The sequence below is a fragment of the Bacillus sp. AFS001701 genome, assembly GCF_002559405.1.
In the GTDB taxonomy this organism is placed as follows: domain Bacteria; phylum Bacillota; class Bacilli; order Bacillales; family Bacillaceae_G; genus Gottfriedia.
Genome location: NZ_NTZO01000426.1, coordinates 1 through 1,277 on the forward strand (window position 1 = coordinate 1; position 1,277 = coordinate 1,277).

The following is a 1,277-nucleotide window of genomic DNA, read 5'->3' on the forward strand; positions in this document are numbered from 1 at the left end:
AGTAACTACAATTATATTTTATGATACAATTTAAAATTTTGGAAATAAAATTCACCTATTTTTTAAAAATCATCATATACCTATTAATAATAGGACAATCATTTAAAGCTTTTAATAAGAGAGGTGAATTCATGATAGATTTTCATTATATATGGTCCTTTTTAATGATTGTAATTATAGACATTGTTTTAGGTGGGGATAATGCAATTGTCATTGCATTAGCATGTAGAAAATTACCATATAAGCAACGTAACATAGCGATAATTTTCGGTAGTATTACCGCAATTGTTTTACGAATTATCCTAACAATATGTGCAATTTACGTCCTTAAAGTCCCATTCTTGCATTTAATTGGCGGAATATTACTTTTGTACATAGCATGCAAATTAATTATTCAGGAGGATGACAACCCTTCTATAAAGGAGAACTACACAGTTTTCCACGCAATTCGTACAATTGTGTTTGCTGATTTAGTTATGGGGATTGATAACGTATTAGCAATAGCTGGGGCATCAAACGGAAAGCCATCATTAGTCATTTTAGGTCTTTCCATCTCAATTCCAATTATTATTTGGGGAAGTAAAATTGTTTTATGGTTTTTAGAAAGATATCCAATATTGAGTTTTGTAGGGGCTTCTGTTCTTTCAATAACGGCTAGCAAAATGTTAATAGACGAGCCATTTATCAGTCAATATATAAACGGGCGGAACGATATGGAATTAATTGTCGGTTCATCTTGTATAATCTTCACCATTGTTATAGGTTACTATTTTAATAATATTCGGTACCGTAAGCGAACATCCTAATTGTTAAAAAAAAGCTGTAAAAAGTATGCATTTAACTTTTTACAGCTTTTTATATAATATGAATAAGTATTTGTTCAATATGATTGAGAATCTTAATCAAGAATTGTAATTTTTTTCACAATTCAAAACGTAGATTTACTCATTAACTAAACGTTGCGCTTCACGTAATTGATATGTGCGAACTGAACGCGGTAAAAATCTTCTAATTTCATCTTCATTATAACCAACTTGTAAACGTTTCTCATCAATAATAATCGGTCTTCTAAGTAAACCAGGATATTTCTGAATGATTTCATATAAGTCTTGTAAAGGAAGACTTTCTAAGTCTACATTTAATTCTTGGAAAATTTTTGATCTTGTTGATATAATTTCATCAGTACCACTTTCAGTCATACGTAAAATTTGTTTAATCACATTAATTGATAATGGTTCTGAAAAAATATTTCTTTCTTTATAAGGAATATTATTACA

General features: G+C 29.1%; 2 protein-coding genes. One reads left to right on the forward strand and one right to left on the reverse strand.

Translation table 11 applies throughout. The features are described 5' to 3' along the window. Nucleotides 1-134 precede the first annotated feature (134 nt). Nucleotides 135-806: a TerC family protein gene (locus tag CN514_RS20500; RefSeq protein ID WP_098234175.1), complete on the forward strand. Its 672-nt coding sequence runs from the start codon at nt 135-137 to the stop codon at nt 804-806. Nucleotides 807-941: 135 nt separating this feature from the next. Here the strand turns inward: CN514_RS20500 and spx are convergent. Next, on the reverse strand, nt 942-1,277 hold a 336-nt coding region (gene spx, locus CN514_RS20505), incomplete at its 5' end, for a transcriptional regulator Spx (protein ID WP_098234174.1).